This is a genomic window from Caulobacter sp. ErkDOM-E, from assembly GCF_048541895.1.
GTDB lineage: Bacteria > Pseudomonadota > Alphaproteobacteria > Caulobacterales > Caulobacteraceae > Caulobacter.
Genome location: NZ_CP183331.1, coordinates 2,712,203 through 2,737,825 on the forward strand (window position 1 = coordinate 2,712,203; position 25,623 = coordinate 2,737,825).

Consider the following 25,623-nt stretch of genomic DNA (forward strand, 5'->3'; position numbering starts at 1 on the left):
GCCTCAGGCTTCGGTCTTGGCGCCGCCCGCGGGCAGGGCGATCAGGAAGATGGCCAGCGACGAGCCGATCAGGCAGGCGAACATCACGCCGGCCATCGGTCTGGCCGTGCCGTCGTGCAGAAGGCCGCTGACCCAGGCGGCGATGGCGCCCGAGCCGAACGAGGCCGCGCCCATCAGGGCGGAGGTCGACCCCGCCCGCTTGGGATCAATACTGAGCGCGCCGGCCATGGTGTTGCCGCCCATCAGGCCATAGGTCGACAGCGACAGGAACAGCAGCGGCAGCACCGTCCACTGTCCGCCCAGACCCGACCAGGCCGCCCCGACCAGCAGGAAGGCGAAGATCACCGAAGCGATGCTGGCGCGCATCAGCACCCGGTCCGGGGTTGTCCGGCGCAGGAGCAGCCGATTCACCTGGCTGGCGCCGATGATGCCTACGGCGTTGAAGGCGAAGATCATGTTGAAGACCAGCGGCGAGTGGCCGTAGGTGCTCATGATCACATCCGGGCCACCGGAAATGTAGGTGAACAGCACCGCGCCGTTCAGCGTGCCGGCCACGCCATAGCCCACCAGCCGCCGCATCCGCAGCAAGGCTCCGAACGCCTTGAAGGGATTTTCCGACCGCGCCTGGGCCTCGGTCTCGGCCGAGCGCGACTCGCTCAGCCCCAGCGCCACCCAGAGGCCGATGGCCAGGCCAAACCCCGCCAGCACCCAGAACACGCCGCGCCAGCCGGCGACCAGCTGGATCAGACCGCCAAGCTGCGGCGCCAGCACGGGCGCCAGGCCCATGATCAGCGTCATCAAAGACAGCACGCGCGCCGTGTCAGCATGGCCAAAGCGATCGCGCACCACGGCTCGGGCGACCACCGCTCCGGCGCAACCGCCCAGGGCCTGAACGAACCGCGCCGCGATCAGCGCCTCGATCGTCGGCGCCAGCGCACAGGCGACTGAAGCCAGGAAATAGACTGCAACCCCAAACAGGATCGGTCCTCGTCGGCCCAGGCGATCCGACGCCGGGCCGTAGATGAACTGGCCGATGGCCATGCCGGCGAAAAACGCGGCCAGCGTCGCCTGGGTCTGATCCGGCCCGGCGTGCAGCGACCGGCCAATCGACGGCAGGCTTGAGAGGTACATGTCGATCGACATGGGCGCGAAGGCGGTCAGGGCGCCCAGCAGGAGGACCAGCCTCCAGGGCGTTGCGACGGGCGGTTCGGCGACGGTCATGCGGCCTTCTACTCTCGTTTGACGCAACGTGAACCCCTCAACCGGCTTGCGGTGCGAGGTTTGGACCGTCACGGTGATCAACAATCAGATAGGGCCGGAAAGCTGCAGGAGACATCGATGAGCCGCACCGAGGAGCGTCCGCTGGCCCCGCCGATGCCGCAGCCGTCTTTCGCGACGGTCAATGGTATCCGCATGGCCTACCACGAGGCCGGCCCGCGCCAGGGCGTTCCCATCGTGCTGTGCCACGGCTTTCCAGAATTCTCCTATTCTTGGCGACACCAGATCGCGGCGCTGGCTGCGGCCGGGCGGTGGGTGATCGCGCCAGACCAGCGCGGCTATGGCCTGACCGATCGCCCCGAACCGATCGAGGCCTATGACATGGACAGCCTGACCGGCGATCTGGTCGGACTGCTGGACCAGCTGGGCGTCGAAAAGGCTGTCTTCGTCGGTCACGACTGGGGCGGCATCATCGTTTGGGCCATGCCGCTGCTGCATCCCGATCGCTGCGCCGGGATCGTGGGCCTGAACACCCCGTTCACCCCTCGCCTGCCGATAGATCCAATCGAGATGTACCGCCGCGCCTATGGCGACGAGATGTACATCGTCCACTTCCAGAAGCCTGGCGTCGCCGACGCGCTACTGGGCTCCGATCCTGGCAAGACCATCCGCTTCTTCATGCGCGCCCCCGGCGACAGCGTCGAAGCCTTCGAGGCGCGCCCGGCGGAGCGCAAGAGCCTGGCCCTGCAGGAAGGCCTGGCGCGCTACGATCCCGCCAGCGACCCGCTGCAGTTTCTGCGTCCCGAGGAACTGGCCGTGTTCACCGAGACCTTCGAGCGCACCGGCTTTACCGGGGGCATCAACTGGTACCGCAACTTCACCCGCAACTGGCAACGCGCGGAACATCTGCCCCGGCGCATAGACGCCATCCCCTGCCTGATGATCATGGCCGAGCATGATGTGGTCTTGCCGCCATCGCTCTGCGACCGCATGGGCGAACAGATCGAGGATCTGGAAAAGGTGCTGATCAAGGGCAGCGGTCACTGGACCCAGCAGGAGAAGCCGGCAGAGGTCAATGCGGCCATGCTGGACTGGCTGGATCGCCGCTTTCCGGCCTGACGCTTCAGGGCCGGCCGCTGGCCAGCGCCTCGGCGCGCCGCCGCATCGCCGCCGCCAGCTGCAGCAGGGCCAGGGCCGAGGTCTCGTCGCGCTGGGCTGCGCGCATCGAATAGACCTGAGCCAGGGCGAACAGCGCCTCGACCCGATCAACGCCGCCATCGGAGAAGGTCTCGCCGATCGTGCGGTCCAGTTCCGCCAGCTGGCGCGGGGTGAGCATGCCCAGCAGCTCTTCGTCGGTCAGATCTTCAGGCGAGTCCATGAGCAGAACATAGCAACTCGGCGGCAGGACGCATCCCCGAACGGCGTCGGTCGATCTTTCGTTCACAGGACGATGTGAAGCGCGTTAGGTTCGGGGCATGGATCGCAACGCTTCCTCCACCGTCATGTCCTCGATCGGCCGGCGCGGCCTCTTCCGCGAGGTCGAACCCTATTCGTTCGGCTGGATGCCCACCGGCGGTCCGCACGAGATCTATTACGAGGAATGCGGCAATCCGCGCGGCAAGCCGTGCGTGATCCTGCACGGCGGCCCCGGCGGGGCGGTCAATCCGACCATGCGGCGGTTCTTCGACCCGGCCAAATGGCGCATGGCGCTGTTCGATCAGCGCGGCTGCGGCCGCTCGCGCCCCAATGCCAGCCTCGACGACAACACCACCTGGAGCCTGATCGAGGACATCGAGCGGCTTCGCGAGCATCTTGGCGTCGAGAAATGGACCGTGTTCGGCGGCTCATGGGGTTCGACCCTGGCCCTGGCCTACGCCATCAAGCATCCCGACCGCGTCGAGGGCCTGGTGCTGCGCGGTATCTTCCTGCTCACCGAGAAGGAACTGCGCTGGTTCTATCAGGACGGCGCCTCAATGCTGTTCCCCGACGCCTGGGAGCGGTTCCTGGCGCCGATCCCCGAGGAAGAACGCGGCGATCTGATGAGCGCCTATCACCGGCGGCTGGTTGCCCCCGATCGTCGCGTGCAGCTGGAAGCCGCCGCCGCCTGGAGCCAGTGGGAGGGGGACACCATCTCGCTGCGCGGGCCCGAGGCCCGTCCCTCCAAGTTCAATGAGGAAGACTTCGCCGTCGCCTTCGCGCGGATCGAATGCCACTTCTTTACCAACAAGGGCTTCTTCGACCACGACGGCTGGATCCTGAAGAACATCGACAAGATCAAGCACATCCCCGGCTGGATCGTGCAGGGCCGCTTCGATGTGGTCACGCCGCTCGACAGCGCCTGGTCGCTGCACAAGGCCTGGCCAGAAGCGCGCTTCGACATCATCTGGGATGCCGGACACGCCTCGACCGAGCCCGGCATTATCGACGGGCTGGTGCGGGCCACCGAGTCAGCGCTGGTTTCCTAGGGCCCATTCTGCGGCTCGACGTGACGCCAGCCTAGGTTCAGCGCCCAGGGCGGTCCACGCCGTAGACACCGCACCACTCCCAGCGATCGCGCGCGAGGGAATGGACCAGTCTCTGACCTGCGGGGGCCATACCGAGACGCTGCATCACCGCGAACGACGCGACGTTCTCACGCTGCGCGACCGCCTCGATCCGCTTGATCGGCATCAGATCCCAGAGCGTGGCGATCGCCGCCCTGCCCGCTTCTGTCATGTAGCCTTGGCCGTGGGCGTGTTCGGCCAGGTGATAGCCGATCTCGAAGGTCTCGCCGGTCACATCGACATCGCCGCCGAAGCCCCCGATCAGCAACCCGTCGGACAAGCGTTCGACGCCATAGCCGACGTGCCAGCCGGCCGTGACGCCGTCTCGGGCAATCTGGATGCGCTGGGCGGCGAGGTCGACGGACACGGGATCGGGCCAGGTCGCCAGCCAGCGGGTCACCGGCGGCGTCAGATTGGCGGCGAGGCTCGGCGCGTCGCCCGCCTCGAAACAGCGCAGGCGCAGACGCGGCGTCAGGATGACGGGCAGCAAATGGCCCGCCTCCGGCGTCACATCAGCGATCCCTTGCCGCTGGTGACCTCGGTGTAGCGGTGCACCCGCACGGCCTGGACCAGGCCAAAGCCGATCATCACGGTCAGCATCACAGTGCCGCCGTAGGAGAGCATCGGCATCGGCACCCCGACCACCGGCGCCATGCCCATCACCATCGCCCCATTGATCAGCACGTAGAGCGCGAACGTGGCCGTCGTGCCGGCTGCGGCCAGGCGACCAAAATGGCTGTGGCTGATCGAAGCGATGCGCAAGGCCATGAAGATCACGACGCCATACAGGAACAGCACGCTGAAACAGCCCAGGAAGCCGAATTCCTCGGCCAGGGTGGCGAAGATGAAATCGGTCTGTTTTTCGGGCAGGAAGTTCAGCTGGCTCTGCGAGCCAAGGCCAAAGCCCTTGCCCATCAGACCGCCCGACCCCAGGGCGATCTTGGACTGCATGATCTGGTAGCCCTTGCCGGAGGGGTCGCTTTCAGGATCCATGAAGGTCAGGATCCGGTTGCGCTGATAATCGTGCAGCACGAACAGGATGAACGGCGGAATAGCGGCCAGAACCGCGACTATGCCGGCGACGATGATCCGCCATGACAGACCGGCCAGGATGACGATGGCGAGCCCCGTCGACGCAATCAGAATGGCCGTGCCCAGGTCGGGCTGGTGGGCCACCAGCAGCACAGGCGCCGCGATCATCACCGCCGGGACCAGCAACCGCCAGGACATCCGGGCGCTGTCGGCAGAAAGGCCGTGATAGTAGCGGGCGAGGGCCAGGACGAGGCCGATCTTCATGATTTCCGAAGGCTGGAAGCGGAAACCGCCGATCGACAGCCAGCGCGTGGCGCCCAGCGAGGTGTCACCCACCAGTTCCACGGCGACCAGCAGCAGCAGCCCGACCGCATAGACCGGATAGGCGATCATGAACCACAGGCGCAGGTCGATCATGGCCAGCACGATCATCATGACGAAGTAGAGCCCGAAGCGAACCAGATGCTTGGCCGCCCACGGCTCCCAGGACGCCCCGGCAATCGAGAACATCATCAACGCGCCGGCGCCGGCGATCAGGCAGAGCGCCAGACAGAACGTCCAGTCGATCTCCATGAACTTGATGATAGGCCGGTCGCGTTCACCGGGACGACTGAGACCACCGCTGAGGGTCATGTCTGCGGCTCCTGCGGTGCAGCCTGGGGGGGCGCGCCAATGATCGGATCCTCCGGCGCCGCGCCCTCGATCACCGCCTCGGGCGGCGCGTCGGGCATGGGCATCGGCTTTTCAATCCGGGCGCGGATCTCTGGATCCTTCAGCAGGGCCACGCGCATGACTTCGCGGGCGCGCGGCGCGCCGGCGGTGGCGCCGCCCATGCCGCCATGCTCGATGATCACCGACACAGCGTAGCGCGGGTCGTCATAGGGGGCGAAGGCGACGAACAGGTTGTGGTCCTTCAGCCGCCAGCGCACGTCCTTGCTGTCGCGCGACACGCCCTTGTCGAAGCTGCGCACCTGGGCCGTGCCGGTCTTGCCGGCCATCTGGATGTCGCCCAGCCCCAGCTGGCTGTTTCGATAGGCGGTGCCGCCGGCCGCAGAGACCGCCGCCATGCCGTCGCGGACATAGGCCAGATGTTCGGCGGAGAACGGCAGCTCCGGCACAGCCGCCCCACTGGGCTGTTCAATCCCGCCGACCGACTTGATCAGCCGGGGAACCAGAGCCTTCTTGCCGTTGGCCAGGCGCGCCGTCATGACCGCCAGCTGCAGGGCGTTGACGTTCAGCGCCCCCTGCCCGATCCCGTAGCTGGGGGACTCGCCGGGGAACCAGATCTGGTTGCGGGGGTCCTTGAAGGCCTTCTTCTTCCAGGCGCGATCCGGAACGATGCCGCGCCTCTGTCCGGGAATCCCGATATCGAAGATCTCGCCGAAACCGACCGCGCGGGCCGCCTTGGCGATCGCATCCGGCCCGATCCTCAGCGCGACCTGATAGAAATAGATGTCACAGGAGTTCTTGATCGCGTCGTTCATGTTCTGGGCGCCGTGACCGCCCTTTTCCCAGCACCGCCAGGTGCGGCCGCCATAGTACCAGCCGCCCGAACAGTTGATCCGCACTTCGGGATCGACACCCGCCGTCAAGGCCGCCAGCGCCACGGTCGGCTTGAAGGTCGAGCCGGGCGGATAGGTGCCCGTCATCGCCTTGTCGAGCAGAGGCTTGCGCTCGTACTCGGCCAGAGCCTTGTATTCAGGCCCGCTGAGCCCTTTGACGAACCGATTGGCGTCGAAACTGGGCGCCGAGACCATGCACAGCAGGTCGCCGTTGCGCACGTCCATCACGACGATGGCGCCGCTTTCCTGGCCCATCACCTCAAGGGCGCGGTTCTGGATATCCGCGTCGAGGGTGAGGCGGATCTCCTTGCCCGGCGTCGGGCGGATGTCGCCTTCCGGATCAAGGCGCACCACCCGGCCCAGAGCGTCGACCTCGGCCTTGGTCGCGCCCGCCCGGCCGCGCAGATCGGTGTCGAAGGCCTTTTCCACGCCCTGCTTGCCGATCCGAAAGCCCGGATGGTGCAGCAGGTCCTGGTCCTGGGTCGGGTCCTTCTCGGCCGCCTTCAGGTCACGGTCAGACACCTTGGCGACATAGCCGATGACATGGGCGAAGGCGCCGCCAAACGGATAGACCCGCACCTCGCCCATGTCGGCGGTGACGCCGGGCAGTTCGGGCGCGCGAATATTGACGCGGGAGAACTCCTCCCAGCTCATGTCTTCCATGATCGCCACCGGCGCCTTGCGAGGCGCACGGGCGATATCCTTGATCAGGCGGGCGCGTCGCGTTCCATCGATCGGCACCAGCTTTGACAGGTCATCGAGGGCGGCCTCGACGTCGAGGCCCTTGTCCTTGGTGATCATCAGTCGGAAATTGGGCCGGTTGGACGCCAGGGGCGTGCCGTTGCGGTCCAGAATCAGGCCGCGCGGCGGCGGCATCAGCCGATAATTGAACTGGTTCCCGGCCGACAACTTCTGGTAGCGCTGAGCCTCGACCAGTTGCAGTTGCGCCAGGCGACCGCCGAGGGCCAGCAGGCCGGCGCCGGCGAGGCCGCCCATCAGGAACGCGCGCCGGTGGAACACCCCCTGGCGCTCGTTGACCTCAAAGAACAGGATTGACGGTTCGCTCATCGCCTTACCGGAAACGAACGTCGGCGTCGTCGAAGCGGTCGACCAGCCGGTGGGCGAACGGGAACAGCAGGGCCGTGGCCAGAAACTGCCAGAAAACGGCCAGCAGACTGGGGGTCGCCAGGCTGTCGAGCATCGAAAACAGGAAGCCGGCGATCATGGCGACGGCCGTGACCCCGGCAAACCAGGCCCACATCATGACCCGGCTTTGGCCGGTCATCATGTTGCGAGCCATCAGCACCATCGCATAGGCCACCAGCAGGGACAGGCCCCACAGGCCCGTCGGACCGCCCCAGAACAGGTCCAGGAACAGACCCAGGAGCAGGATGGCGAAGGGCGCGAGGATCGAGGGCCGGATCAGGGCCCAGGCAAAGGCCGGAACCATGGCGAAGACCGGCTCGGGCAGCTGCAGGCCCCAGATGCGCAGCGGCGCTGCAAAAACGATGGTGGCCGCCATGCAAACCAGCAGCGGAATGCCCAGCCAGCGCGCCGGGTGCAGGGGCCTGGCGCCGCGCATGCTCATTGCGCCGGCGCCGCAGGAGCCGGCCTGGACGCCGGCAGTCCGGATGCCGGAGGGGCTGGAGCCACGCGCGGCCTGGTGACGGCGACGGGCGCGCTGAGGATCGAGGTCTGGGGATCTTCAGTGGTCACGGGCGGCAGGCTGCGGGTCTGCAACTGCTTCTCGTCGGCCAGTTGAGCGAAATCCTTGAAGAGCAGGATACGGACGAAATCAATCGCCGCATCGTCGGCGAACAGAACCACGCGCCAGCGCCCGTCGAGACCCTTGACCGCCGCGCCCACTGGCAGGCCGCGAGGCACAACGCCGCCATCGCCGGAAGTGACCACCCGGTCGCCCTGCTGGATAGGGTCAACACCGCGCAGATATTCCAGCTTGGGATTGGGGCCTCCGTCGCCGGTCAGGATGGCGCGGGCGTTTGTGCGGTCGATCATCACAGGGGTGCGCGAGGCGATATCGGTCAGCAGCAGCACGCGGCTGACGCCGCGCGAAACGCCGACGACCCGGCCGACCAGACCGCGCTCATTGAGGACAGGATTGCCGACCACCACGCCCTTTTCGGAGCCGGCGTCGGCCAGGCGGGTATTGGCGAAGGGGCCGCGGCTGTCGCTGACCACGCGGGCGGACGCCATGGGAATGGGCGGATCGGTCTTCAGGCCCAGCAGCGACTTGTAGCGATCGTTGGTGTCCTGCAGCGCAAGGGCCCGATCGCGCCACTGGCGCATCTCGGTATTCTCGGCCTTCAGACGGCGGTTCTCGGAGGCGGTGAAGAAATAGCTGCGCACGAAGTCGAGACCCAGACCCGTCCAGCGCCCCGGCGCGGCGATCACGCCGCTCACGGGCTTGGAGACCGTGTCCACCGTCTGGCGGGTCACGCCATAGGCATGGTCCTGCAGCGTCTCGCGCCGATCAGCCAGCAGGAACGCCACCGCGATCACGACCGCGACGATGAGCGCCACGGCCGCGGTCCAGGTGAGCGGCACTTTCAGGTCGCCGAGGGGACCTTCGCGAAAGGGCACGAACGCGTTCTCCTGGCGCCGCCCCGGCGCCTTTGTCGGAACTTAGGCCTAGGCCAGGGTGGATTCCAGGACGCCCTTCATCCACTTGGGATGTTCGAGCACCTTGCCGCAGCCCAGGGCCACGCAGGAAAGCGGGTCATCGGCCACGGTCACCGGCAGGCCGGTGTGGTCGCGGATCTCGGCGTCCAGACCGCGCAGCAGCGCGCCGCCGCCGGTCAGCATGATGCCCTTGTCGGCGATGTCAGAAGCCAGTTCCGGAGGCGTGGCCTCCAGGGCGACCTTCACGGCCTCGACGATCTGCCCGACCGGTTCAGCCAGCGCGTCGGCAGCCTGTTTTTCAGAGATGCGGACTTCGCGCGGCACGCCCTGCATCAGGTCGCGACCCTTGACGTCGATCGACAGGCCTTCGCCGTCGGCCGGCGCGCGGGCGGTGCCGATTTCCTTCTTGATGCGCTCGGCGGTCGTTTCGCCGATCAGCAGGTTATGGTGGCGACGCATGTAGCTGATGATTGCTTCGTCCATCTTGTCGCCGCCGACGCGGACCGAACGCGAATAGACGATGCCCGACAGCGACAGCACGGCCACCTCGGTGGTGCCGCCGCCGATGTCGACGACCATCGAACCGGTCGGCTCGTGGATCGGCAGGCCGGCGCCGATCGCGGCGGCCATCGGCTCGTCGATCAGGCCGACGCGGCGGGCCGAGGCGTTCAGGCAGGAATCGTTGATCGCGCGGCGCTCGACAGCGGTGGCGCCCGACGGCACGCAGACGATGACCTTGGGGTTCACGAAGCCCTTGCGATTGTGAACCTTGCGGATGAAGTACTTGATCATCTCTTCGGCGACTTCGAAGTCAGCGATGACCCCGTCACGCATCGGACGGATGGCTTCCATGTGGCCCGGCGTGCGACCCAGCATCTGCTTGGCTTCGATACCCACGGCATGGACGATCTTGCGGCCACCGACATTGCGAAGCGCCACCACCGACGGTTCGTTCAGAACAATGCCTTTGCCCTTCATATAGATAAGGGTGTTGGCCGTTCCGAGGTCGATGGCGATGTCGTTGGAGATCACGCCGAAGAGGGAAGAAAACATTGAAAGCCCTGACTGAGGGATAGAGGGGCAAAACGCGGCAGTTCAAGACGAAAGCAGGCTCTGGACCAGTCCTCGGCGCGAAGCGGACTTCACGCGCGATTCACTACCTAACCCACTACCGGACAAGGACAACATGATTCCCCGGAATCGCCGTCTCATCTGGGTTTACGCACTCGAGGGCAAGGCGGGAGCGCCGCCCCCTGGCCGCGCCGTCGCCTGACAGCCCCAAAGCGCGTCGACGCTGCCCGTTTGCCCTGCGAAAGCGTTGATTTCAAGGTCTATTCGCGGGTCGTCCAAAGGCATTTTCGGCGAGGGTCTCCAGGCGCATAATCATGGCGAAATCTAGCCGAGCGCGGCCATGACCACGCCGAGCGCAGTGACCACTCCGGCGACGATCTGCAGACGGGTCAGACGCTCGGAAAACAACCGGCGCCCGGCCAGGGCGGCGATGGGCATTTCGACCACGCCGACGGCCCGGACCGGTCCAACCGGGCTCAGAGCCATGGCCGTGAACCACAGGCCAGAGGCCGCCGCGCCGCAGAACCCCGCCCCCAGAGACTGCCGCCAGACAGCGACCACCGCCGCAATGGCGGCCGGGTTTCGCACCGCCAGCACGCTGGTCAGGGTCACCGTCTGGATGGCCTGGACGATCATCACCGTGACGAAGGCCGAGGCGACGGGATGGCCGGGGTCGAAGGCCAGGCTGGCCTGGCGAAAGCAGTTGGCGCTCAGCGCGAAGATCGCGCCAGAGCCCAGCCCGGCCAGAACGGCGCCGCGACGCAGAACGACCTCGCCTCTCGGCCAGGACAGGGCCGCCAGCCCCAGGGTGACCACCAGGCCGCCGATCCAGGCCATCGGGCCGACATGGTCGCCAAACAGCAGCGCGCCCCAGACAAGAGCGAAGGGCAGCCCGCTCTGCTGCATGGCTGTGCCCAGAGCGAAGGTCGAGCGATGCATGGCGGTCAGCAAGGCCGCCGTGGCGGCGATCTGTAACCCCGCCCCCGCCGCGCAGGCCAGCCAGAACCAGGTCGTGGGATGGGCCTGCGCGCCCGGTGTGGCCCACCAGGCGATGGCCGCGAACACGGTGGCGAAAGGCAGACCAAACAGGAACCGCACCAGGGTTGCGCCCCACGGCCCCGCCCCGCCCATGACGGAGCGCTGGGCGGCGTTGCGGGCGACCTGCAAGGCCGCTGCGCCGATGGTGATGGGAATCCAGAGCATGAATGTCCTCTCCTTCTCCCCTTGCGGGAGAAGGTGTCACGCAACGACGGATGAGGGGGCGCTCGGCGCAAGCCCCGCGACAACAGCAACGGAGCGGCCGGACAATCCCTCATCCGGCCCTTCGGGCCACCATCTCCCGCAAGGGGAGAAGGAAGACTGCGCTAGAACCCGCTGGCGATCGCCGCCTCGGGACGGCTCTTTTCCTTGCGGGCAAAGAGGTTGTTGAGCGCGTTCACATAAGCCTTGGCAGAGGCCGTGAGCGTGTCGGTGTCGGCGGCCTGGCCGGTGGCGATGCGGCCATCCTCTTCCAGACGCACCGAGACCTGGGCCTGGGCGTCGGTGCCTTCGGTAACCGCATGCACCTGGAACAGGCGCAGGGCGGCGCTGTGCGGCACGATCTTGTGGATCGCGTTGAAGACGGCGTCGACGGGACCATCGCCGGTCGCCTCTGCGTGGCGCTCCTGGCCGTCGACATCCAGGGTCAGTTCGGCCGACTGGCCTTCGGTGCCGGCCACGACGCGCAGGTGCAGGACCCGGATCTTTTCCGAGCCGCGCGCCAGGGCGTCGTCCACCAGGGCGATGATGTCGTCGTCGTAGACGTGCTTCTTGCGGTCAGCCAGATCCTTGAAGCGGCCGAAGGCTTCCTTCAGGGCGTTCTGGCCCAGCTCGTAGCCCAGGTCCTTCAGCTTGGCGCGGAAGGCATGGCTGCCCGAGTGCTTGCCCATGACCAGGCTGGACGGCGCCTGGCCGACCGATTCCGGCGTCATGATCTCGTAGGTCTCGCGGTTCTTCAGCATCCCATCCTGGTGGATGCCGCTTTCATGCGCGAAGGCGTTCTTGCCGACGATGGCCTTGTTGTACTGCACCGGGAAACCGGTGATGGCCGAGACGTAGCGGCTGGCGCGGGTGATGTGGGTGGTGTCGATCTTGGTCTCGTAGGGCAGCTTGTCGCCGCGCACCTTGAGGGCCATGACGATCTCTTCCAGCGCGGCGTTGCCGGCGCGCTCGCCCAGACCGTTGATCGCGCACTCGATCTGGCGCGCCCCGCCCTGCACGCCGGCCAGGCTGTTGGCCACGGCCAGGCCCAGGTCGTTATGGCAGTGGGTCGAGAAAATCACCTTGTCGGCGCCCTCGACGTTCTGGGTCATCCAGCTGAACAGGTCGGCATATTCCGACGGATAGGTGTAGCCGACGGTGTCGGGCAGGTTGATCGTCGTCGCGCCGGCCTTGATGGCCGTCTCGATGGCGCGGCGCAGGAACTGACGGTCGCTGCGGGTAGCGTCCTCAGCCGACCACTCGACGTCGTCGCGCAGGTTGCGGGCGTGGGTCACCGAGCGGGCGATCACGTCGATGACGGCGTCCGGCTCCATCTGCAGCTTGTGCTTCATGTGCAGGTTGCTGGTGGCGATGACCACGTGGATCCGGCCCCGGGCGGCGGGCTTCAGCGCTTCGGCGCAGCGGTCGATATCCACCTGATGCGCGCGGCACAGGCCGGCGATGGTACTGTTCTTGACGATCTTGGAGATCTCGCGGACCGCCTCGAAATCGCCGTTGGAAGCGATCGGGAAGCCGGCCTCAATGACGTCGACGCCCATCTCCTCGAGGATCTTGGCCAGTTCCAGCTTTTCATCGTGCGACATTGAGGCGCCGGGCGATTGCTCGCCGTCGCGCATGGTGGTGTCGAAAATCACGACGTTGTCGCGCTTGTCGAAAGCGCCGTTAGCTACGGAGGTCATTTGAATACTCGTCGGAAGGTGTCTGCGTGCGGGGCGGCTGCGGGTAAATCATCCCCTGCGCGCCCGGTCACGACGATGCGTGACCCTAGAGCGCCCAGGGGCTGGTAAGCCGAAGCAGAAGCAGGGTGCGCGCGACGTTCATGCTTACTTTCTACACATCGCCCCCAATTGCAGCAAGCATTTTGCGCCTGGAGCGCTATTGGCCGCACGCTGCGCAACTTCTATCCACGCACCAAACTATTTGAGGCGCGTCACGATCGGAAAATCGCTCGGAAAGGCGTCAAACCACCCCGACAGTCGCCCCATGGCGGCCCGATCGCCCTGGAGCTTGACCTCCCCGGTCAGGATCTTGGGCAGCAGGGGTGTCCCCCGGAACAGCGAGTCGAGGAACACCGGACGGGCCACCGTCAGGGTGGCGTCGACCGTCTCGCCTGCGGCCAGCGGCTGAGCCACCAGAACCCGGTTGCGAACCTCGACCAGGAACCTCTCGTTGCGCTCAGGAAAGATGAAAGCCAGCTTGAGACGCGCGTCGCCGACCTTCTCGGCGTTCAGCCGGATGGCCAGGACGTCGAAGATCATCTGGCTTTCCAGCCCCTGCAGCATGTCGAGCGAGGCCATTGAGGTCGGGATCTTGCGCACGCCGCCCCTGAGCTCGTCGGTCGCGGTCAGGTACATGTTCCGCCAGATGGCGTTCTCGGTCTGGTAGCCGAGCTGCTCATAGGTGTCCGCCAGTTGGGCCCGCGCGGCCTTTTGGCTCTCGTCGCCCATGACGACATGGTTCAGCAGGCTGGCGGACCAGGCATAGTCGCCCGCCTTGGCGGCCTCGGCGGCCAAGGCCATGACCTTGTCGGCCCCGCCCATGGCCGCGACATAGCGCTTGCCGATTTCGGCGGGCGCCGCCGGGGCCAGGTGGGCGGGATTGGCGTCGTACCAGCCCATATAGCGCTGATAGACCGCCCGGCTGTTGAAGCTCATGCTCCCGTAGTAGCCGCGATTGTACCAGTTCCTGGCCAGGCTGGGCGGCAGCGCGATCTGGGCGGCGATCTCGTCACCGGTCAAACCGTGATTCAGCAGCCGAACCGACTGGTCGTGCAGATACTTGTAGGTGTCGCGATGCTCGGCCAGCACCGTCTTGACGGTCTCCTGGCCAAAGCGCGGCCAGCCGTGGCTGGTGATCATCAGGTCAGAGCCATCGGCGAACAGCCGGATCGACTCGGTCAGATAGTCGGCCCAGGCCTTGCTGTCGCGCACCAGCGCCCCGCGCGGGGTCAGCACGTTGTGCATCGACGGATTGACGTTCTCGGCCATGTCGAGAATGCGCAGGTCCGGCAGATAGAAGTTCATCTCGGCCGGAGCTTCGGTGTTGGGCGTGTACTGGAACCGCACCTTCACGCCATCCAGCACCAGTTCCTGGCCGGTGTGATCGATGATCTGAGTGGGCGGGATCAGGGTGATCGTGCCCTTGGCGACACCCTGGCCGATGCCCGAACTGATCTGCCCCTCGACGCCGGGCGGCAGCATGATCCCGAACTGATATTGGGCTCGGCGGCTCATGGCATTGCCGGCCAGGACGTTCTCGCTGACGACTTCCTTCATGAAGCCCTCGGGCGCGATGATCGCCACCTTGCCGGCCTTGACGTCCTTCTCGTCGATAATCCCGCGAACGCCGCCGAAATGGTCGCTGTGGCTGTGGGTGTAGATCACCGCCCGGATCGGCAGCGCACCCAGTTTCTCGGTCACCAGATCAAACGCCGCCCGGGCGGTCTCGGCCGTCGTCAGCGGATCGACGACCACCCAGCCGCTGTCACCCTTGATGAAGGTGATATTGGAGACGTCAAAGCCCCTCACCTGCCAGACCCGGTCCGAAACCTGAAAGAGGCCATGGCGCGACAGCAGCTGGGCCTGACGCCAGAGGCTGGGGTTCACCGTGGCGGGCGGCTCGCCCTTGAGGAAATCATAGGCCGCCAGGTTCCAGGCCACCTGGCCGTCGGCGCGCTTGATCAGCGGGTCGGCGCGCGTGCCCAGAAAGCCGCGATCGGCGAATTCAAAGTCCTGACGATCGGAAAACGGCAAGGCCTGGGCAACAGCCTTCTGGCGCTCGATGGTCGGCGTCGAGGCCGCTTGACCCGCGTGAGCAGCCAACGGAATCGCGAAAAGCGCAACGGCCGACACGACAAGCGCCGCCTTACGGCTAAGCTTGAATTCCGACATCGAATCCTCCCCAGTTTCGTATTTGAAACTTTATAGTTTCATTCTACATATCATCGAAGATGACGGTAGCAAACCAGGCTCGGCCACCTACGCCACGGGGACGTCCCGGTCAGCCCAAGCCTCGGGTCGATCGCGACGCGCGCGCCCAGGCCGTGCTTGACGCGGCCGTGATGGTGTTCGCCGAAAAAGGCCTTCACGCCGCGACGATGCAGGACATCGCCGACCGGGTGTGCATGGCCAAGATCCTGATCTATCGGCTCTATCCCTCGCGCCAGGCCCTGATCGACGCCCTGTTCAGCGAGATCCTGCTCGAGATCGAGGCCACCGCCGCCCTGCCCTGGGGCGGCTACGGCTCGGGCATGGCGGCGCTGATCGAGATGGGCAGAGCCCACCCTGACCTGTTCGTCTTGCTGTTGCGCGAGGCGCGGGGCGGTCCCGAGACCCTGCCCTGGGCAACCGCCTGCGACGCCCTTCTCGCGGGCCTGACCGAACCGTTCGTGGCGCCGCCGCCAGAAGCCTCCGAGGACCTGAAAGCCGCCTGCGCCCACGCGGCGCGAACCTTCCTGCCCTTCATCACCCAGGCTTGGGTCGCCGGGATCGAACGCAGCGACGGCATGACCGACGCGGCGCGCATCAAATGGTTTGGCCAGATGGTCCGCGCGTGGCGCGCCGCGACCCGCGACGCCCTGGGCCTGCCGGACGCGCCGGAACCCGCCACCCTGGCTAGTCAGCCGCCTCGCGCTTCTTGAGCCAGGCGCGGGCGACAAGACCCGCGACGATCCAGACAGCCACGGCGATCAAGAGCATTACGATGTGCTGCCTGCCACCGCCGCGCATGGCCTGGACGATGGAGTTGCCGGCGAAGGCCGTCAGAGCGATCTTCGGGATGATGCCGATGGCCGTGCCGGCCGCGAAATCGCGCAGCTTCATCGGCGTGACGCCGGCGGCCATGTTGACGACGATGAAGGGGGCCGAGGGGACCAGCCGCACGATCAGGCTGGCCAGAAAGCCGTTCTTGCCGATCAGCCGCATGAACTTGGCCACGCCGTCGCCCGCGAAGTCACGCAGCACCCTGGCGCCGAACGCGCGTCCCAGCCAGAACCCGACCAGCGACGAGACCAGGGTGCCGACCCAGCTATAGGCGAAGCCGGTCAAGGGTCCGAAGGCGACCACCGCTGCGGCGATCAGCACGAACTGGGGAACACCTATAAAGGCCAGGGCGGCGAACGCGCCCACCGCCACGGGCAGGGCCCAGGGACCATGGGCCGCGCCAAGCCATTGCTCGACGGCCGCCTCACCATTGAGGCCCAGCAACTGGGCGCCGAACAGGAAGACGATCCCCACCCCGCCAAACAGCACGAAGGACACCGCCACCGTGCGCCAGGCGCGGGCGTCCATATTGGTCACGAACTCGATGAGGCGGCGCATCACGTCTCCTGCCTCGCTCAATGGCGCCGGTGGGTCAAGCATCGGCAGCGTCTGTGGCGCCTCGATGGCGGGCGGAATAACCACGTCACAGCGCTCACCCCTTGTTTTTCAAGGGATAGCACTCGCCCATCACGACATTTCGTTTGCCAAGCCTTCACATTACACCGTTACTTATCCACAGGCCGGTGGGGCAAGAACCGTGTCTGAACTGGAGCGACCGACGTGAAGACCCTGGCTGTGATTTCTCGCAAGGGCGGTGCCGGAAAGACAACACTCTCGGTCAATCTGGCCATCACCGCTCATTTGGCCGGCCTCAAGACGATGATCGCCGACATCGACCCGCAGCGCTCGGCGACCGACGCGCTCAAGGCCCGCGTCGCGCCCGGTCCGACGCTGATGGAAATCAACGCCGGCAAGCTGTTCCAGACCAAGGCCACCGCTGGCTACAGCGGCTATGACTGCCTGATCGTCGACACGCCGGCCGCGCCGGACACCGATGTCCTCCAGGCCGTGCAGTGCGCCGACCTCTGTGTGCTGGTGTGCCGCCCCACCTTCCTGGATATCGCCTCCATCGCGCGGTCGGCCGAAGCCGTTCGCCGCCTGGGTAAGAAGGGCCTGATCGTTCTCAGCCAGGCCCCGCCCCGTCGCAACGGCGAAGAGCCCCTCAGCGTCCTGAAAGCGGCCGAAGCGCTGCGTTTTACCGGCATGCCCATGGCGCCGGTCGGACTGCGCGCCCGCGCCGCCTTCCAGCAGTCGATGGCCCATGGTCGATCGGTCTGCGAGTGGGAGCCGAGCTCGGCCGCCAGCCAGGAAATCCAGCGTCTTTGGGACCATCTGGAAACCCTGGCGCCGAGCGGTCAGAGCGACCTGTACCTTCGCGCGAACTGAAGCGCGATCCGCGAAATCGCGAGATCGCGGAGGTTGTATTTTGTTTACATTTCACCCCTCACTATGGCGAAGCTTGGCGTCAAGCCAATCGGTTCCAGTTCAGGTGGCGGCCTGGGGGGAGATTAGCCGTGAAGACAATCAGTGTGCTTTGCCGAAAAGGCGGAACGGGGAAGACGACGCTCTCCGTCAATCTGGCCATTGCGGCCTTTCTGGATGGCCACAAGGTAATGTTGGCCGACCTTGACCCTCAGCGATCAGCCTCGGACGCGCTCCGAGCCCGCAAGCGTCCCGGTCCCGCGTTCGCCGAGAGCTGCGCCGGCAAGCTGTTCCACGCCCAGACCAACGCCCAGCGCGAGGGCGTCGAACTGCTGATCGTCGACACGCCGGCGGCTCCAGAGACGGACGTGGCGCACGCGGTCAATCTTTCGGACCTGTGCCTGGTGGTGGGACGCCCCTCTTTCCTGGATCTGGCCCCCATCGTGCGATCAGCTGACACGGTGCGCCGTCTCAATCGCCAGGGCCTGATCGTGCTCAATCAGGCTCACACCAATCGCGCCGAAGTGGCTCCCGTCGCCTTTCCCGAGGTAGTCGAAGCCCTGCGCTTCTGCGGCCTGCCGCTGGCGCCTGCGGGATTGCGCTCCCGCAGCGTGTTCCAGCAAGCGATTGCTCAGGGCCAGTCGGTCATGGAGCTGGAGCCCGGCGGGGCCGCGGCCCAGGACATGTCACGACTGTGGGCGCACCTGAAGTGTGCATGGGCGCTGGGCGACCATGGCCAGACTTCGCCAGAGCTAGCCGCCCGCGCCGGTTGATCCCATCTCTCTCAGGTCGCCCGCCCCCGGGGCGATGCGAAAGCATGACATGAAGATCCTTGGCGTTTCCGGCAGCCTGCGCGCGGCCTCGTTCAACACCGCCCTGCTGCGCGCGGCGCAGGCGCTGGCGCCCGAGGACGTCACCATTGAGATTTTCGGCCTGCACGACCTGCCCCTGTTCAATCAGGACGTCGAGGACGTGGGCGATCCGCCGGCCGTGACCGCCTGGAAGGACGCCATCCGGACGTCCGACGCCCTGCTGCTGGCCTGCCCTGAATACAACGGCGGCATCACCGGGGTGCTGAAGAACGCCATCGATTGGGCCTCGCGCGGCAAGCCCGCGCCTCTGACCGGCAAGATCTGCTGTCTGGTCGGAGCCAGCCCTGGCGCAACGGGAACCGTCCGCGCCCAGGACGCCCTGCGGCTGTCGCTACGGCGCGCCGGCGCCGAGGCCGTTCCGCTGGGCGAGATCCTGGTCGGCCAGGCGCACACCAGGATCGTCGACGGCGTACTGAGCGACGAAACAACACGAACCTATCTGGCCCGCCACCTGGCGAGTTTCGCGGCGCGCCTCAAGAGCTAGCTGGCTTGTTTCGACAGGTCGTCGTCGGGGCCAAAGTCCAGCCGACGAAACGGTCCAGAGCCTTGATGGCTGTCGTTGGCGGTAGCGCTACCGTCCACGGAGAACGATGCAAAGCGCGGGCAGGCCACAGGCCTGTCGCCCAAAGGCCTCACCTGCCCCAAGAGCCGTCACCCCGCGTTGCGCCGCAGCAAGCGGAGGCGTAAAGACCGCCGCAATCCTGAAAACCGGTTTCCCAGGGGAGTCCAAGAATGTCGCTCGAGTCCGCCGCCCTGCGGCGCATCGCACCGTCGGCCACCATCGCCATCAGCGCCAAGGCGCGCGCCCTGAAGGCCGCCGGTCGTGACATCATCGCCCTGTCGGCGGGCGAGCCGGACTTCGACACCCCGGACAATATCAAGGAGGCCGGCATCGCGGCGATCCGCGCCGGCAAGACCAAGTACACCGACCCCGACGGCATGCCCGAGCTTAAGGCGGCGATCTGCGCCAAGTTCAAGCGCGAGAACGGCCTCGACTACAAGCCCAGCCAGGTCCATGTCGCCCCCGGCGGCAAGCCTGTGATCTACAACGCTCTGGTCGCCACCCTGAACCCGGGCGACGAGGTGATCATCCCGGCGCCCTACTGGGTATCCTACCCTGACATGGTGCTGCTGGCCGGCGGCACGCCCGTGCCGGTCGAGACGACGGCCGAAAGCGGCTTCAAGCTCACGCCCGAAGCCCTCGAAAAGGTCATCACGCCCCGGTCGAAGTGGCTGATCATCAACAGCCCGTCCAACCCCTCGGGCGGCGCCTATACCCGCGCCGAGCTGCAGGCCATCGCCGACGTGCTGCTCAAGCACCCCCAGGTCTGGGTGCTGACGGACGACATGTACGAGCACCTGGTGTTCGACGACTTCGAGTTCACCACCATCGCCCAGGTCGAGCCCCGGCTCTACGACCGCACCCTGACGATGAACGGCGTCTCCAAGGCCTATGCCATGACCGGCTGGCGGATCGGCTACGCGGCCGGCCCCGAGCCGCTGATCAAGGCCATGGCCAAGATGATCAGCCAGACGACCTCCAACCCGTCGTCCATCTCGCAATGGGCGGCGCTGGAGGCATTGAACGGCACGCAGGACTTCATCAAGCCCAACGCCAAGCTGTTCCAGGAGCGCCGCGACCTGGTGGTCTCGATGCTGAACCAGGCTACCGGCATCCACTGCCCGACTCCGGAAGGCGCATTCTACGTCTATCCGTCCTGCGCGGGCCTGATCGGCAAGACGGCGCCCAGCGGCAAGACCATTGAAAGCGATGAGGATTTCGCCGTCGAATTGCTGGAAACCGAGGGCGTCGCCGTGGTCCATGGCGCAGCTTTCGGCCTCTCGCCGTTCTTCCGGATCAGCTACGCCACCAGCAATGATGTGCTGGAAGACGCCTGCTCGCGGATCCAGCGTTTCTGCGGCAACGTTAAGTAGATCGACAGATTCCTCCCCTTCGGGGGAGGATTCCACTGCGCATCGCGCACAAAGCGCGCTAGGGGTCTCGCCCGTCGCGCTTCCAGCGACCAAGGAGGTCATAAATGGCGCGTACTCCCAACTATTCCTTCGAACGTCAGGAACGCGAGCGCGCCAAGGCTCGCAAGGCCGCCGAGAAAGCCGCCGAAAAGGCCGCCGCGAAGCAGGCGCAGAATCCCGAGGACGCTCCGTCCCAGACCGACGACCAGTAAAGACCCTTCATGCCCACCCTGACGATGTACAACCACGAGACCGTCGCCCTTGATGGCGAGGTCTTTTCGGACTGCGAGTTTCGCGGTTGCCGCCTCGTCTATTCCGGTGGTGAAGCCCCGACCTTCGACGGCTGCCGCTTCGACGAGTGCGAGTGGAAGTTCGACGATGCCGCCGAACGCACCCTGGCCCACCTGAAGGTGGTCTGGAACAACGGCGGCAAGGGCCCGGTCCAGGCGCTGATCAAGGAAATCACCGGCGGCGGGCGCTAGCCCGCAGAGCCTCCGGCGAACTGGCGGTACGTGGTCCTGCAGGCGCTTTGGCAAGATCTTTGAGTTTTCGCCAAGCCAAGCAATTAACGACAACCACCCGCAAAGCGCGTAGTGTTGCTCTATCGGCACCTATCCGCTGCCGTCCGCGCCAAAGTCGCCGCGTCGAGGATCGGATTTGAATCCCGCCGATGGACCGACAGATACTCGGCACTGGAGATGCCCAAACCCTTGCTCAGGCCATCGTCGATACGATCCACGAACCTCTCCTGGTCTTGGACGAGCGCTTCAATGTTCTAGCGGCCAGCCGGTCTTTCTACGAAATATTCCAGGTTGATCAGCAGCAAACCCTGGGCTGCCTGCTCTACGCGTTAGGCGACGGTCAGTGGGACATCCCTGCGCTTCGGCTCCTGCTGGAGACGATCATCCCCGAGCACACGGCGATGGATGGCTTCGAGGTTGATCACGACTTTCCGGGCCTGGGTCGTCGCACCATGCTGCTGAACGCCCGGAACGTCGTCTACGCCACCAGTTCCAGCTCAACGATTCTGCTGGCCTTCACCGATGTCACCGCCCGTCGCCTGATTGAACGGGAGAGGCAGAACCTGCTGGAGCGAACCGAAGAGCTCCTTGGGCAAAAGCAGGTTCTGCTGCAGGAGATGCAGCACCGTGTGGCCAACAGCCTGCAGATCATCGCCAGCATCCTGATGCTCAAGGCTCGGGCCGTGACCTCCGAAGAAACCCGCTTCCATCTCAAGGACGCCCACCAGCGGGTCATCTCGGTCGCCGAGGTGCAGTCGCATCTGCACGCCTCGGGCGGCGTCGACCAGATTGAGGTTGGCCCCTATCTGACCAAGCTGTGCGCCAGCCTGGGCTCCTCGATGGTCAGCCAGGACCGTCCGATCGCCCTGAAGGTCTTCGCCGACCACGGCCTTATCGGATCGGACAAGGCTGTGAGTATCGGCCTGATCGTCACCGAGCTGGTCATCAACGCCATAAAATACGCCTTCCCGATCGCCCGGAAGGACGCCCTGATCAATGTCACCTTCTCCAGCGAAACGGGAGACTGGGAATTGAGCGTGGTCGACAATGGCGTTGGCGCGGTTGAGGGTTCTTCGTCAGCCAAGCATGGCGGCCTGGGAACGGTCATCGTACAGGCTCTGGTCAAGCAGCTTGAAGGGCAGATGACGGTCGACGCATCGGTTGGCATGCGTGTGTCGATCAAGGGAAGCCGCCCGCTTTCCCCCTTGCTGGGCAACCCGGCTTGACGGCAATTTGACCCCGGGCCTGTCATAGCGCGATGCTGGGGTCGGCGCGGCGCCAGACCGCGCGAGCGGGAGGCGCGTGATGAGATTGAACCAGCCCAGGGTCCACCCCCTGTCCAATGACGGGCAGACGCCCGAACAAGCCGAAGTCCTGGCATCCCTGGGCGGCGGCGGGGTGATCCCGGCAGGACCGGTCCTGAACATCTTCCGCACCATGGCGCACGCCCCCAGCGCCCTGAAGGCCTTCCTGACCTGGGGTAACTACATCCTTTCGAAAAGGAACGATCTGCCCGCGCGCGAGCGCGAGATCGTCATCCTGCGCACGGGCTATCTGTGCAGGAGCGGCTACGAGTGGACCCAACATGTCGAGATCGGCCTGCGCTGCGGCCTGACGCCCGATGAGATCGTCAGACTCAAGGCTGGGCCTGAAGCCGGCTGGAGCCCGGCCGACGCGGCGCTGATCCGCGCCGCCGACGAACTCAACGCCGACCACTTCATCAGTGACGCGACCTGGGCCGCTTTGTTGTCCCACTTCACCGAGAAGCAGGCGATGGACGTGGTCTTCACCGCCGGCCAATACACCCAGGTCAGCATGATCCTGAACACCTTCGGGGTTCAACTGGACCCGGGCCAGACCCTCGATCCCGACTTGCGGAAGACATAGCCTGGGGGCTTGCCCCACCATTTTGTTCCGGTTACGTTCGCGCCAGGATTGCGGAGATGACGATGCTAACCCTGTTTCACGCCCCTCGCTCGCGATCGACGCGCTTCCTGTGGCTGCTGGAAGAGTTGGGCGCGACCTACGAGATCAAGACCGTCGACATCTATCGCGCGACGACCAAGACGGGCGCTCGAGACCCGGCCAATCCGCATCCCCATGGCCAGGTACCGGCTCTGCTGGATGACGGCGTACTGATCACCGAATCTGCCGCCATCGCGCTCTATCTGACCGACAAGTTCCCCGCCAATGGTCTGGGCCCCCAGGTGGGCGACCCCTTGCGCGGTCCCTATCTCACCTGGCTGGCCTACTATGCCGGCGTGCTCGAGCCTGCGGTCGTCAATCTGTGGAAGCAGCGGCAGGACGACGAGGACAAGGCGACCTATCAGGCGATGGACGATCGTTTGCGGACGACGCTGGAAAAGTCGCCATGGCTGCTGGGCGAGAACTTCTCGGCGGCCGACATGCTGTTTATCAGTCTGTTGCAGTTCGCCCGCCAGATGCTGCCGCCGCACGCGGTCTATGACGACTGGCTGGCGCGCGCCAATGCCCGCCCTGCCCTGGCGCGGGCCCTTGCCAAGGACGACAGCCAATGATCCGCCACTCGCCGATCCTCGCCCTGGCCGCCCTGCTGGCCCTGTCGGCTCCGGCGGCGGTAGCGCACGCCGACCCGGCGATCGTCGCCCGGGTCGACGCAGTGCTGGCGGACGACGCGGTGACCCTCACCGAAGCCGGCAAGACCGTGCTGGTCTATCGGACCAAGCCTCTGGACCCGGCCACCGAGCCGGGCCGACTGAACTATGTGCACCCGCTGTACGCGCCGGACGGCACGGTCCTGACCGAGGACAAGCCGGCCGACCATCTGCATCAGCGCGGCGTCTTCTGGAGCTGGCACCAGGTGCTGGTGAACGGCAAGTCCGTGGCCGACGGATGGTTCATGAAGGGCCTGACCTTCCACGTGCGGGAGAAGCGCTTCAAGGGCGACGCCCAGGGTGGCGGAACCCTGACCGTCAATGCCGACTGGATCGTCACGTCCGGTCCGGAACTGGACTATGTGGCGCGGGAAACGACAAAGGTCAGGGTCTATCCGCTGAAGGACGGCGCACGGCGTATCGACTTCGACACCCTGATCACCGCGCGGGTCGACGCCCTGGGCCTGGGCGGCAGCGACGACGCCAAGGGCTATGGCGGCTTTTCCCTGCGGCTGGTGCGCCCTGACAGACTGACCTTCGCCTCGGGCGGCAAGACCATCACGCCGACGGACACAGCCCTTGAAGCGGGCGCCGCCATGGGCTTTGCCTGGCCCGCCGAGGCCGGCTCTCCGGCCTGGACCGTGGGCCTGACCTGCAAGGCCAACGAGCAGCCGATCAAGCGCTGGATCCTGCGCAGGTCGCTGTCGATGCAGAACTGCGTCTTCCCCGGCCGCGCGCCGTTCGTGCTCAAGAAGGACGAAACCCTGCGCCTCCGCGAGACCCTGATCATCCGGCCCGCTACGCCGGCCATGAGCCCCTCCGCGCCAAAGACCCAGAAGCCCTGACCATGGCCGAGATCCTCAATCTGAACCGGGCGCGCAAGGCCAAGGCGAAAGTCGAAGACAAGACACGCGCCGCGGAGAACCGCGCGAAATTCGGTCGCGCTAAGGCCGACAAGGCTCTCGACGCGGCCCGCGCCGACAAGCTGCGCCGCGATCTGGACGGCGCCAAGCGCGAGGAGTGACTCGGGTTCCTACTTGTGGATGTAGTTGATCGCCGTTGAGTGCGGATAGGTCGCCAGGAACCGCTCGGCGACAAAGTGCAGGATGACATCTGGTTGTTCGCGATCAATCAGATCGCCGATGACGTCGCCTTCGTGCCAGATGAATACCGAGCGCGAGAAGTGCTGCGCCAGCAGTTCGATGCTGAGGGTCGCCGTGGAGTCGCGGAAGACCAGCGCCTTGGGCAGGCTCTTGTCGTCCTGCTCCATGATGACCGTCTCTCGCCCGCCGCCGCCGGGGATGAATCCGTCGGGCGTCGGGACCTGACGGGCGCGTTTCCTGACTTCCGGCAGGGTGTGGGAGATCACCAGCTCCAGCATGTTGCCGACCCGCGCAAGGGAGGCGTCGACCTCGAACTCATCCTTCACCGCTTCAGGCAGCTGGATCAGCACATCGCCCTCCATGCCAGCGATGAAGTGCTGAAGATGGTTGAAGGTCAGCGGCTCACCAACCGGCGCGCCGCGCGCCTGCAGCGCCAGGATCGCCTCGCGATAGAGGTGATAGGCGCCCATCCAGTTGACGTGGGTGTCGCCCCGGAAGAACAGCAGGCCCAGGCGCTTCAGGGCGTCGAAACGGTCCGCCAGGTAGTGCACGACATCAGGAGCCATCCGCGCCATGGCCATGGCGGGCCTGTCGTCGAAGGGGGGCGCAGCATCGAGCCCGGCCGGCAGATAGTCCCGATAGACGATGCTCTTCTCTGGACAGATGAACATTTGGTAGTAGCGCCCCGCCAGGCGCTCGGCGCGTTCGTTGAGGATTTTCTGGACGACGGCCTGCTCGTCGCCCGACCAGCGCTTGAGACCCAGGTGCCAGCTCAGGAAGTCGTTTGTGTCATTGATCAGAAAGACCCAGCCGCCGCGCGCGGCGAGACCCTTGGCGCCGTTCTGAATCGCCTTCAGGCCAGACAGGATTTCGGAAACGGCCTCAAGAGGGTCGTCCTTTGGCGGTGGCGCGGCTTCAGGCTGTTTTCGACGACCAAACTGAAATCGCATGA

At 65.9% G+C, this 25,623-nt stretch carries 27 protein-coding genes; 14 read left to right on the forward strand and 13 right to left on the reverse strand.

Annotation, left to right across the window (positions count from 1 at the left end):
- Positions 1–3: 3 nt before the first annotated feature.
- Entirely contained in the window at positions 4–1,221 is a 1,218-nt protein-coding gene (locus ACN2C7_RS13355; RefSeq protein ID WP_419317454.1) for a multidrug effflux MFS transporter, read from the reverse strand.
- Positions 1,222–1,374: 153 nt separating this feature from the next.
- On the opposite strand from ACN2C7_RS13355, the gene ACN2C7_RS13360 reads away from it, so the two are divergent.
- Positions 1,375–2,337, forward strand: coding sequence for an alpha/beta fold hydrolase (locus ACN2C7_RS13360; protein WP_419321473.1), 963 nt, complete (start codon positions 1,375–1,377; stop codon positions 2,335–2,337).
- A 4-nt stretch (positions 2,338–2,341) separates the two neighbouring features.
- On the opposite strand, the gene ACN2C7_RS13365 is transcribed toward ACN2C7_RS13360, so the two are convergent.
- Entirely contained in the window at positions 2,342–2,596 is a 255-nt protein-coding gene (locus ACN2C7_RS13365) for a low temperature requirement protein A (protein WP_419317456.1), read from the reverse strand.
- A 97-nt stretch (positions 2,597–2,693) separates the two neighbouring features.
- Here ACN2C7_RS13365 and pip point away from each other — a divergent pair, with 97 nt between their 5' ends.
- The gene (gene pip, locus ACN2C7_RS13370; RefSeq protein WP_419317457.1) at positions 2,694–3,683 is read left to right on the forward strand and encodes a prolyl aminopeptidase; all 990 of its coding nucleotides are present in this window, start codon (positions 2,694–2,696) and stop codon (positions 3,681–3,683) included.
- A gap of 37 nt (positions 3,684–3,720) precedes the next feature.
- Here pip and ACN2C7_RS13375 read toward each other — a convergent pair whose 3' ends face one another.
- The 9 genes from ACN2C7_RS13375 to ACN2C7_RS13415 all read right to left on the reverse strand — a co-directional run bounded on the left by ACN2C7_RS13375 (position 3,721) and on the right by ACN2C7_RS13415 (position 15,216).
- The gene (locus ACN2C7_RS13375) at positions 3,721–4,251 is read right to left on the reverse strand and encodes a GNAT family N-acetyltransferase (RefSeq protein ID WP_419317458.1); all 531 of its coding nucleotides are present in this window, start codon (positions 4,249–4,251) and stop codon (positions 3,721–3,723) included.
- Positions 4,252–4,268: 17 nt separating this feature from the next.
- Entirely contained in the window at positions 4,269–5,426 is a 1,158-nt protein-coding gene (gene rodA, locus ACN2C7_RS13380; protein WP_419317459.1) for a rod shape-determining protein RodA, read from the reverse strand.
- The gene (mrdA, locus tag ACN2C7_RS13385) at positions 5,423–7,423 is read right to left on the reverse strand and encodes a penicillin-binding protein 2 (protein WP_419317460.1); all 2,001 of its coding nucleotides are present in this window, start codon (positions 7,421–7,423) and stop codon (positions 5,423–5,425) included. The genes rodA and mrdA overlap by 4 nt, the downstream gene beginning before the upstream one ends.
- A gap of 4 nt (positions 7,424–7,427) precedes the next feature.
- Entirely contained in the window at positions 7,428–7,943 is a 516-nt protein-coding gene (locus ACN2C7_RS13390) for a hypothetical protein (protein ID WP_419317461.1), read from the reverse strand.
- Entirely contained in the window at positions 7,940–8,956 is a 1,017-nt protein-coding gene (gene mreC, locus ACN2C7_RS13395; RefSeq protein WP_419317462.1) for a rod shape-determining protein MreC, read from the reverse strand. Before mreC ends, ACN2C7_RS13390 begins: the two co-directional genes overlap by 4 nt.
- A gap of 48 nt (positions 8,957–9,004) precedes the next feature.
- Complete coding sequence (locus ACN2C7_RS13400) at positions 9,005–10,048, reverse strand: rod shape-determining protein (protein WP_004623009.1); 1,044 nt, start codon at positions 10,046–10,048, stop codon at positions 9,005–9,007.
- Between the two features lie 342 nt (positions 10,049–10,390).
- Entirely contained in the window at positions 10,391–11,269 is an 879-nt protein-coding gene (locus tag ACN2C7_RS13405) for an EamA/RhaT family transporter (protein ID WP_419317463.1), read from the reverse strand.
- 161 nt (positions 11,270–11,430) lie between these two features.
- Complete coding sequence (locus ACN2C7_RS13410) at positions 11,431–13,005, reverse strand: 2-isopropylmalate synthase (RefSeq protein WP_419317464.1); 1,575 nt, start codon at positions 13,003–13,005, stop codon at positions 11,431–11,433.
- 237 nt (positions 13,006–13,242) lie between these two features.
- Positions 13,243–15,216: an alkyl/aryl-sulfatase gene (locus ACN2C7_RS13415; RefSeq protein WP_419317465.1), complete on the reverse strand. Its 1,974-nt coding sequence runs from the start codon at positions 15,214–15,216 to the stop codon at positions 13,243–13,245.
- Positions 15,217–15,368: 152 nt separating this feature from the next.
- On the opposite strand from ACN2C7_RS13415, the gene ACN2C7_RS13420 reads away from it, so the two are divergent.
- Entirely contained in the window at positions 15,369–15,965 is a 597-nt protein-coding gene (locus tag ACN2C7_RS13420) for a TetR/AcrR family transcriptional regulator (protein WP_419317466.1), read from the forward strand.
- Here the strand turns inward: ACN2C7_RS13420 and ACN2C7_RS13425 are convergent.
- Positions 15,940–16,647: a TVP38/TMEM64 family protein gene (locus ACN2C7_RS13425; RefSeq protein WP_419317467.1), complete on the reverse strand. Its 708-nt coding sequence runs from the start codon at positions 16,645–16,647 to the stop codon at positions 15,940–15,942. The genes ACN2C7_RS13420 and ACN2C7_RS13425 overlap by 26 nt on opposite strands.
- A gap of 219 nt (positions 16,648–16,866) precedes the next feature.
- On the opposite strand from ACN2C7_RS13425, the gene ACN2C7_RS13430 reads away from it, so the two are divergent.
- From ACN2C7_RS13430 to ACN2C7_RS13480, 11 genes are all read left to right on the forward strand, one after another.
- Positions 16,867–17,532 (forward strand): AAA family ATPase, encoded by a 666-nt coding sequence (locus tag ACN2C7_RS13430; RefSeq protein ID WP_419317468.1) that lies wholly within the window; start codon positions 16,867–16,869, stop codon positions 17,530–17,532.
- Positions 17,533–17,660: 128 nt separating this feature from the next.
- The gene (locus ACN2C7_RS13435) at positions 17,661–18,341 is read left to right on the forward strand and encodes an AAA family ATPase (protein WP_419317469.1); all 681 of its coding nucleotides are present in this window, start codon (positions 17,661–17,663) and stop codon (positions 18,339–18,341) included.
- Between the two features lie 49 nt (positions 18,342–18,390).
- On the forward strand, positions 18,391–18,924 hold the full coding sequence (locus ACN2C7_RS13440) for an NADPH-dependent FMN reductase (protein WP_419317470.1): 534 nt from the start codon (positions 18,391–18,393) through the stop codon (positions 18,922–18,924).
- A gap of 248 nt (positions 18,925–19,172) precedes the next feature.
- Positions 19,173–20,375 (forward strand): pyridoxal phosphate-dependent aminotransferase, encoded by a 1,203-nt coding sequence (locus ACN2C7_RS13445; protein ID WP_419317471.1) that lies wholly within the window; start codon positions 19,173–19,175, stop codon positions 20,373–20,375.
- Positions 20,376–20,479: 104 nt separating this feature from the next.
- Entirely contained in the window at positions 20,480–20,626 is a 147-nt protein-coding gene (locus ACN2C7_RS13450) for a hypothetical protein (RefSeq protein WP_419317472.1), read from the forward strand.
- A 9-nt stretch (positions 20,627–20,635) separates the two neighbouring features.
- On the forward strand, positions 20,636–20,896 hold the full coding sequence (locus ACN2C7_RS13455; protein ID WP_419317473.1) for a hypothetical protein: 261 nt from the start codon (positions 20,636–20,638) through the stop codon (positions 20,894–20,896).
- A gap of 188 nt (positions 20,897–21,084) precedes the next feature.
- Complete coding sequence (locus ACN2C7_RS13460; protein ID WP_419317474.1) at positions 21,085–22,161, forward strand: sensor histidine kinase; 1,077 nt, start codon at positions 21,085–21,087, stop codon at positions 22,159–22,161.
- 79 nt (positions 22,162–22,240) lie between these two features.
- Positions 22,241–22,822 (forward strand): carboxymuconolactone decarboxylase family protein, encoded by a 582-nt coding sequence (locus tag ACN2C7_RS13465; RefSeq protein ID WP_419317475.1) that lies wholly within the window; start codon positions 22,241–22,243, stop codon positions 22,820–22,822.
- 56 nt (positions 22,823–22,878) lie between these two features.
- A complete protein-coding gene (locus ACN2C7_RS13470) occupies positions 22,879–23,472 on the forward strand; it encodes a glutathione S-transferase family protein (RefSeq protein WP_419317476.1) in 594 nt (197 codons plus the stop codon).
- The gene (locus ACN2C7_RS13475) at positions 23,469–24,413 is read left to right on the forward strand and encodes a DUF6807 family protein (protein WP_419317477.1); all 945 of its coding nucleotides are present in this window, start codon (positions 23,469–23,471) and stop codon (positions 24,411–24,413) included. Before ACN2C7_RS13470 ends, ACN2C7_RS13475 begins: the two co-directional genes overlap by 4 nt.
- Positions 24,414–24,415: 2 nt before the next feature.
- Positions 24,416–24,592, forward strand: coding sequence for a DUF4169 family protein (locus tag ACN2C7_RS13480; protein WP_419317478.1), 177 nt, complete (start codon positions 24,416–24,418; stop codon positions 24,590–24,592).
- Between the two features lie 9 nt (positions 24,593–24,601).
- On the opposite strand, the gene ACN2C7_RS13485 is transcribed toward ACN2C7_RS13480, so the two are convergent.
- The gene (locus ACN2C7_RS13485) at positions 24,602–25,621 is read right to left on the reverse strand and encodes a hypothetical protein (protein WP_419317479.1); all 1,020 of its coding nucleotides are present in this window, start codon (positions 25,619–25,621) and stop codon (positions 24,602–24,604) included.
- Between the last annotated feature and the right edge of the window lie 2 nt (positions 25,622–25,623).